Origin of the sequence: Streptomyces sp. E2N166, assembly GCF_003671715.1 — a bacterium.
Lineage (GTDB): Bacteria > Actinomycetota > Actinomycetes > Streptomycetales > Streptomycetaceae > Streptomyces > Streptomyces thinghirensis.
In genome coordinates, this window is record NZ_RAIF01000025.1 from 503,982 (window position 1) to 512,056 (window position 8,075).

The window sequence follows — 8,075 nt, forward strand, 5'->3', positions numbered from 1 at the left end:
GCGCGGCTACGAGAAGACGTCCGTACGCGGCATCGCCAAGACGGCGGGCGTCGACCCGGCACTGGTGCACCACTACTTCGGCACCAAGGAGCAGGTCTTCGAGGCGGCCATCGAGGTCGCCTTCGCACCGGTCCTCGGAGCCCCCGAGGCGATCGGCGACGGCCCCCTCGACGGGGTCGGCGAACGGCTCACCCGCTTCTTCTTCGGCCTCTGGGAGAACCCGGCCACCCGTACTCCGCTGCTGGCCATCGTCCGCTCCGCCCTGAACAACGAGACCGCCGCCGCCGTCTTCCGCCGGCTGATCGCCGCCCAGCTGCTGCGCCGCATCGCGGCCCGGCTGGACCTGCCGGACGCGGAGCTGCGCGCCGAGCTGGCGGCCGCGCAGCTGGTGGGGTGCGCCGTGCTCCGTTACGTGATCAAGGCGGAGCCGCTGGCCTCGGCGGACCCGGAGCGGATCATCGCCCGCCTGGCACCGGTCGTACAGGGCCACCTCACCGGCCCCTGACGCACCCTTCACACGGCGCCGTCGGCGAGACGAGCGTCCCGCATTACGGACACCCTGTCCCGGCCCCTGGATGACCGGCGTACGCTCGACGGCAGTCATAACTCTCCGAAGGAGCGAGCGACGATGCCCCAACTGAGGTCCCGCACAGTCACCCACGGCCGCAACATGGCGGGCGCCCGCGCCCTTATGCGTGCCTCCGGTGTACCCGGCGCGGACATCGGGCGGAAGCCGATCATCGCGGTCGCCAACAGCTTCACGGAGTTCGTGCCGGGCCACACCCACCTCGCCCCGGTCGGCCGGATCGTCAGCGAGGCGGTCGTCGCGGCCGGCGGCATCCCGCGCGAGTTCAACACGATCGCCGTCGACGACGGCATCGCGATGGGCCACGGCGGCATGCTCTACTCCCTGCCCTCCCGCGACCTGATCGCGGACAGCGTGGAGTACATGGTCGAGGCCCACTGCGCCGACGCGCTGATCTGCATCTCGAACTGCGACAAGATCACCCCGGGCATGCTCAACGCCGCCCTGCGGCTGAACACCCCCACGGTCTTCGTCTCCGGCGGCCCCATGGAGTCCGGCCGCGCCACCCTGGTCGACGGCACGGTCCGCACCCTGGACCTGGTGGACGCGATGTCGGAGGCGGTCAACGACAAGATCTCCGACGCGGACATCCTCCGGATCGAGGAGAACGCCTGTCCGACCTGCGGCTCCTGCTCCGGCATGTTCACCGCCAACTCGATGAACTGCCTGACGGAGGCCATCGGCCTCTCGCTCCCCGGCAACGGCTCGGTCCTGGCCACCCACACCGCCCGCAAGGCGCTCTACGAGAACGCCGCGCACACGGTCCTCGACCTGACCCGCCGCTACTACGAGCAGGACGACGACTCGGTCCTGCCGCGCAACATCGCCACCCCGGCGGCCTTCGGGAACGCCATGGCGCTGGACATCGCGATGGGCGGTTCCACCAACACGATCCTGCACCTGCTGGCCGCCGCCCAGGAGGCGGAGGTCCCCTTCGGCCTCACGGAGATGGACGCCCTCTCGCGCCGCGTCCCCTGCCTGGCCAAGGTCGCACCCAACGTCGCCAAGGACCGCACGTACTACATGGAGGACGTGCACCGCGCGGGCGGCATCCCCGCCCTCCTCGGTGAACTGCACCGCGCGGGCCTGCTCAACGAGGACGTGCACTCCGTCCACAGCCCGTCCCTGGCCGACTGGCTGAAGACCTGGGACGTCCGAGGCGGCTCCCCGTCCCCGGAGGCCCTGGAACTGTGGCACGCGGCCCCCGGCTGCGTCCGCTCCGCCGAGGCCTTCTCCCAGTCCGAGCGCTGGGACTCCCTCGACGAGGACGCCGAGGGCGGCTGCATCCGCTCCGCCGAGCACGCCTACTCCAAGGACGGCGGCCTCGCGGTCCTGCGCGGCAACCTCGCGGTCGACGGCTGCGTGGTGAAGACGGCGGGCGTCGACGAGTCCATCTGGACCTTCGAGGGCCCGGCGGTGGTCTGCGAGTCGCAGGAGGAGGCCGTCGAGAAGATCCTCACCCAGCAGGTCAAGGAGGGCGACGTCGTCGTCATCCGCTACGAGGGCCCCAAGGGCGGCCCCGGCATGCAGGAGATGCTCTACCCGACCTCGTACCTGAAGGGCCGCGGCCTCGGCAAGGCCTGCGCCCTGGTCACCGACGGCCGCTTCTCCGGCGGCACCTCGGGCCTGTCCATCGGCCACGCCTCGCCCGAGGCGGCCGCCGGCGGCACCATCGCCCTCGTCGAGGACGGCGACCGCGTCCGCATCGACATCCCGAACCGCTCCATCGAGCTGCTGGTCGACGACGCCGAACTGGCCCGCCGCGAGCAGGCCCTGGGCGGCGTGTACGCCCCGAAGAACCGCGACCGCAAGGTCTCCGCGGCCCTGAAGGCGTACGCCGCGATGGCGACCAGCGCGGACAAGGGCGCGGTGCGCGACGTCAGCAAGCTGGGCTGAGCCCCGACGAGGGACCCGGGGCGCGGCCTACCAGGCCCCCGGGTCCCGCCCCGGCACCCCGAACACCGTCCCGTCCGGCGCCCCGGCGTACACGTGCCCGCCCGCGAGCAGCGGCGCCGGCAGTGACGCGGGCACCTTGTCGGAGTCGGCGCCGAGCCGGGGCCGGGTCTGTCCGAGGAGCTCGCCCTTGCGGGCGTCGATGCCGAGGAGCCGCCCGTCGGGCGCGGTGACGTACACGTGCCGCCCGTCGGAGACCGGCGCCGAGCCCCGGCTCACGCCCGTCTCCAGGCGCCACGCCTGCTTCCCCGCCGCCATGTCCACGGCGACCAGCGAGCCGCCCGCGCCCATGAGGTACACGGTGTCCCCGCGCACGCCCGCCGACGCCGACGCCTGCTCGACCGGGATCGGCAGCGTCACCCGGCGGGTCGCCCCGGTGGCGGGCGTGTAGCGGACCACGGCCTTGACGTCGCCGTAGGCCGCTCCTTCGGCGACGAGGAACACGGAACCGTCCGCCGCCCCCACGGGTGTCAGCGCCCCCGCCAGCTCCGTGTCCCACCGCACGTCCCCGTCGGCCGGGTCCACCGCGGTGACCCGGGTCCGCTGCCCGTCCGGGGTCCGGCTCGTCGCGTACGCCGCCGGTCGCCGCTCACCGGCGAACGAGGTGAAGTACGGCACGGACTGCCCGCGGATCCGGTGCGACCACCGGGGACGTCCCGAGGCGCTGTCCACACCGGTGACCGTCCCGTCGGCGCGGGTGAGCAGGAGCATGTCGCCGACGCACCGCAGACCGTCGTACGCGGGCATCTCCTCCTGCCACACCGGTTCGCCCGTGGCGGGGTCGAGCGCCTCCAACGGACCGAGCAGGCCGACCTCTGGCTGCACGAGCCCGCCCGACGCGACCGGCGGCTCGCTCCGCACGGCCTCCTCCACGGCGTGCCGCCACAGCGTGCTGCCGTCGGCCGGATCGATCGCGAAGACCAGCCCGGGCCGCGCGCACAGCAGCCGCCGGGCCGCGTACGAGCACTGGGGGACGCCACCGCCCTTCGACGCGGGCACCGCCTCCCAGGCGCCGAACCCGCCCGGGCCGCTCTGCGCGGCGGGCGTCCTGTGCGCCGGTTCGGCGTCGCCGGACATCTGAACCGAGACGAGACCTCCGGTCACGGCGAGGCAGAGCGCACCGGCCACGAGCGCCGCCCGCCTTCCGAGCCGCCGCACGGCCGGCTCGGCGGGAGCCTCCGGCGCCGGAGTCCGCTCCGAAGCAGCGACCGCCTCCGGGGCCGACGAGTCCTCCACCCGCTGTGCCGGTATGAAGACCTGCGTGTCCCACGCCGCCGCCACCGACCGCAGCTCGCGCATGAGCTCGTCCGGAGTGGGCCGGTCGGCGGGCTCCTTGGCGAGGCACCGCAGCACCAGCGGCGCGAGCGTCACCGGTACGCCGGTCAGGTCCGGTTCGTCGTGCACGACCTGGTAGGCGACGACGTACGGACTGTCGGAGTCGAACGGTCCGCGTCCGGTCGCCGCGTGCACCATGAGCGACCCGAGCGCGAACACGTCAGCGGCGGACCCCACCTCGCGGGGGCGCCGGAACTGCTCGGGCGCCATGAACGGCGGCGTGCCGATCAGCTTCCCCGTCTCCGTCCGCAGTTCACTGTCCTTCGGCCGGGAGATGCCGAAGTCGATGACCTTCGGCCCGTCCTCGGCGAGCAGCACGTTGCTCGGTTTCAGGTCCCGGTGCACGACCCCCACCCGGTGGATGTCGCGCAGCGCCTCCGCGAGTCCGGCCATCAGCCGGCGCAACTGGTCGGAATCCATCGGGCCGTTCCGCTTCACCTGCTCGGAAAGCGTCGGACCAGGGATGTACAGCGTGGCCATCCAGGGCCGCCCGGCATCCGGATCGGCGTCGACGACCGGTGCCGTGAAGGCCCCGCTCACCCGCCGCGCCGCGGCCACCTCCTGCCGGAACCGCCCTCTGAACTCGGGATCCAGGGCGTACCGAGCGTGCACGACCTTCACCGCGACGCGCATCCCGGAGGTGCTGCGGGCCAGGTGCACGACCCCCATGCCACCCGAGCCCAGACAGGACTCGAGTCGGTAGTGACCGGCGTACTCCGGAAGTTCCGCTTCCGCGCCCGCTCCGGCGTTCGGCTGCGGCGCCATGGAACCACCCCCGTGCTGTTCGTTCGCGCGCGCGACGCTCGGAGCCTAGTCGATGGTTCTTTGGGGGCCGAAGAGGCTTGCTAGCCTCCGCGTGCGAGTTGCGAACTGGTGTTTCGCACCTTGATCCATGGGAATCAACGTGACCCCACGAAACCCGTGGGGTGCGACGGGGGAGGTTTTTCATGTCTGTCGACCAGCTCACGGACGCCACGGGCGGGGACGAGAAGGCGACCACGGAGGCCGTCACCACGGCAGCCGCTGCCGCCGGCTCCTACCCGGTGGCGCCGGGCCACCGGCTGAACGTCCGCAGCGGTCCCGGCACCGGCTACTCCATCGTGCGGACCCTGCCCGAGGGTTCCTGGGTCCGGATCCACTGCCAGACGCCGGGGACCCGGGTCTCGGGCCCGTACGGCACCTCGAACGTCTGGGACGGCATCGGCAGCGGTCAGTACGTCTCCGACGCGTACGTCCGCACCGGCAGCGACGGTTACGTGGCCCCTCGCTGCTGACCTTGTAACAGGGCTGTCCTGAAGGCGTATTAGGAGGTTGCCGAGAGGAACGGCGTGCCGGGCCGAGTGGCTCTTGATGGTCGGAAACGCCCGCTCGCACCGTTGGGTGCGGGCGGACCGGCACGCCAACCGACTCCGAGGTAGACAACGATGCGCGTTCGCAAGCTGACCATCGCCGCCATGGCCCTCGCCGCCGGTCTCTCGCTCACGGCCTGCCAGAACGACGACGACGGCACGGACCGGAGCGCCGCACCGCCGGCCGCCTCCACCGCGTCCTCCTCGACCGGCGGCTCGGACTCGCCCGGCTCGGACCAGCAGGGCGGCACCGACTCCGAAGGGAAGGCCCCCAACAGCACCGGCGGAACCGGCGGAACCGGCGGAACCGACGAGGACGGCAAGGCCGCCAAGTGCCGCACCGACGAGCTGGAGATCACGGCGACCGACGCCACGATCGGCGGCGACGACAGGGGCACCGTCGCGGTGGACCTGAAGAACGGCGGCGGCCGGGACTGCTCGCTCGCGGGTCACGCGGGCGTCGACCTGAAGACGAACTCCGGCACCCTGTCCGCCGAGCGCACGGGTGACTCGGCCCCCTCGGTCGTCCTCGCGGACGGGGACACGGTGACCTTCGGCATCACCTACCCGATCAACGACTCGGGCGGTTCCGGCGTCCGCATCACCGGCCTGGTGGTGACCCCGCCGGACGAGACCAAGTCGGTCACCCTCGACTGGCCGGGCCATGCCACGCTGCCCGTCACGGACGGCTCCGGCACCCCGGTGCAGGTCGGCCCGCTCGGCAGCGCCGGCCAGGGCGGCTGACGCACCCCACGTCCCACGAGTCTCGTCCGGTGGGCCGGGCCCGCCCGGGGCCCGCGCCGCGCCGGCGCCATAATCGACCCGTGAGCGCAGAGAACGGTAAGAACGGCATCCCGGACGTCCCCGCGGGCCCCCGCCCCGAGCCCCTCCGGTTCTACGGCACGACCTGGGTGCACCACGACAACGGCTACACCGCCCGCCGGGCGGGCCTCGCCGTCGGCTCCCTCGCCGTGGCGGCCGCCGCCTGCTTCGTGCTCCGCGTGGCCTACCAGGGCCTCCAGATCGCCGACATCGGCAGTTTCGTCTCGCTGCTGATGATCGTGATGTTCGCGATCTGCAGCGCCCTGGCCTTCCGCCACACCTGGTCCGGCTTCACCAGCCGTCCCGACCCCGACCGTCAGGCATCGATGCGCGGCCTGCTCGCCATCGGCTTCGTCGGCTCCCTCCTCGCCTACTTCTTCCGCACCTTCACCGAGGCCCCGGGCGAGAAACTGCACCGCGCGGAGTACGAGAAGGCCCGCGCGGAGTACGAGAAGCGCACCACCCGCCGCTCGGGCAACCCGACGAAGAAGCGCCGCCGGAAGTAGCCGAAGCGCCGCCGGAGGAAGCGGAGAGCCCGCGAGCGCGGCGCCGACGTGAACGCCGTGGAACCCGGCGCCGGCATGGCCACCGAGTTCCGCCGCACCCTTCCCGGCGTGCCGATCATCCGCGGCAACGGCAACGCCCTCCCCCTGGCCGATCACACCGCCGACCTCCTCACCTACGCCCAGGCCTGGCACTGGACCGACCCCGCCCTGGCCGTCCCGGAGGCGCTGCGCGTGCTGCGTCCGGGCGGCGCGCTGGCGCTGTGGTGGAACACCGAGGCCCTCGACGTGCCCTGGATCGCCGCCGCGGCCCGGCGCATCGACCAGCACTTCGACCTCGACCTCTCCGCCGAGAAGCGGAACGTCGGCCCGGACACCGCCGACCCCGCCGGCCGCCTCGGACTCACCCGCCGCGAGATCCGCTGGAGCCGCCGCGTCCCCGTCGACACCCACCTGGCCAACCTCGCCAGCCACTCGGTCTTCCTGACCGACACCGACGAACGCCGCGCGGCCTTCCTGGCCGACGAGCGCAGGCACCTCCTGACCGCTTTCCCGGACGGAGTCGTCGAGGAGACGTATGTCGTCGTCCTCCTGTTCGCCAGGACCCCCGTGACCCCGTGACCCCTTGACGACGGATGGAGCGGGGAGGAATATTCATCGCATGGTGAATTACTCTCCCGTCCCGCCCGGAGAAGCCGGCGGCGACCCCGCCCCACCCGCTGTCCACGCCGAGGACGTCACCGTCGCCCGCGGTCACCGCACTGTCCTGCGCGGCCTCCGTTTCACCGTCCCGCGCGGCCGGATCACCGGCCTCCTCGGCCCCTCCGGCTGCGGCAAGTCGACGCTGATGCGGGCGATCGTGGGAACCCAGGCCAAGGTCACCGGCACCCTGGACGTCCTCGGCCGTCCCGCCGGCCACCCGGCCCTGCGCACCCGCATCGGCTACGTCACCCAGGCCCCGTCCGTCTTCGACGACCTGACCGTCCGCCAGAACCTGGACTACTTCGCCGGGATACTCGACCCCGGCCGGACGGCCTCCGACCGCCGCCGCGAGGACGTCACCCGCGTCATCGCCGACGTCGACCTCACCAGCCACGCCGACGCCCTGGCCGGCAACCTCTCCGGCGGCCAGCGCAGCCGCGTCTCCCTCGCCGTCGCCCTCCTGGGCGCCCCCGAGCTCCTGGTCCTCGACGAACCCACGGTCGGCCTCGACCCCGTACTCCGCCGAGACCTGTGGACCCTCTTCCACTCCATCGCCGCCGACCGCGGCGCCACCCTCCTCGTCTCCTCCCACGTCATGGACGAGGCCGAGCGCTGCCACCGCCTCCTCCTGATGCGCGAGGGCGAGGTCCTCGCCGACGACACCCCCGACGCCCTGCGCACCCGCACCGGCTCCGAGACGGTCGAGGAAGCCTTCCTCCACCTGGTCGACGAGGCGAAGGCGAAGGCGGCGGCCCGCCCGAAGGAGACCACCCGATGACCACGCCCACGACCCCCGCGACCCCCGCGCCCGCCCTCACCCCGGCC

Annotated in this window: 7 protein-coding genes and 1 pseudogene; 7 read left to right on the forward strand and 1 reads right to left on the reverse strand. The window is 72.9% G+C overall.

Annotation, left to right across the window (positions count from 1 at the left end; all coding sequences use genetic code 11):
• Nucleotides 1-505: TetR family transcriptional regulator (locus EBH09_RS20395; protein WP_153182691.1), on the forward strand; the 505-nt coding region annotated here is incomplete at its 5' end.
• A gap of 123 nt (nt 506-628) precedes the next feature.
• Nucleotides 629-2,482: a dihydroxy-acid dehydratase gene (gene ilvD / locus EBH09_RS20400; RefSeq protein WP_121748396.1), complete on the forward strand. Its 1,854-nt coding sequence runs from the start codon at nt 629-631 to the stop codon at nt 2,480-2,482.
• Between the two features lie 27 nt (nt 2,483-2,509).
• Here ilvD and EBH09_RS20405 read toward each other — a convergent pair whose 3' ends face one another.
• Nucleotides 2,510-4,639, reverse strand: coding sequence for a serine/threonine-protein kinase (locus EBH09_RS20405; RefSeq protein ID WP_121748397.1), 2,130 nt, complete (start codon nt 4,637-4,639; stop codon nt 2,510-2,512).
• Nucleotides 4,640-4,821: 182 nt separating this feature from the next.
• Between EBH09_RS20405 and EBH09_RS20410 the strand changes: the two genes are divergently transcribed.
• The 5 genes and pseudogenes from EBH09_RS20410 (at nt 4,822) to EBH09_RS20430 (ending at nt 8,028) form a co-directional block, all read left to right on the forward strand.
• The gene (locus EBH09_RS20410) at nt 4,822-5,148 is read left to right on the forward strand and encodes an SH3 domain-containing protein (protein WP_121748398.1); all 327 of its coding nucleotides are present in this window, start codon (nt 4,822-4,824) and stop codon (nt 5,146-5,148) included.
• 150 nt (nt 5,149-5,298) lie between these two features.
• Complete coding sequence (locus EBH09_RS20415; RefSeq protein WP_121748399.1) at nt 5,299-5,967, forward strand: DUF4232 domain-containing protein; 669 nt, start codon at nt 5,299-5,301, stop codon at nt 5,965-5,967.
• Nucleotides 5,968-6,047: 80 nt separating this feature from the next.
• Nucleotides 6,048-6,551: an EamA/RhaT family transporter gene (locus EBH09_RS20420; RefSeq protein WP_121748400.1), complete on the forward strand. Its 504-nt coding sequence runs from the start codon at nt 6,048-6,050 to the stop codon at nt 6,549-6,551.
• A gap of 36 nt (nt 6,552-6,587) precedes the next feature.
• Nucleotides 6,588-7,169 (forward strand): annotated as a pseudogene (locus tag EBH09_RS20425) (methyltransferase domain-containing protein); the annotation flags it as partial.
• 40 nt (nt 7,170-7,209) lie between these two features.
• Complete coding sequence (locus tag EBH09_RS20430) at nt 7,210-8,028, forward strand: ABC transporter ATP-binding protein (protein WP_121748401.1); 819 nt, start codon at nt 7,210-7,212, stop codon at nt 8,026-8,028.
• The last annotated feature ends 47 nt before the right edge of the window (nt 8,029-8,075 follow it).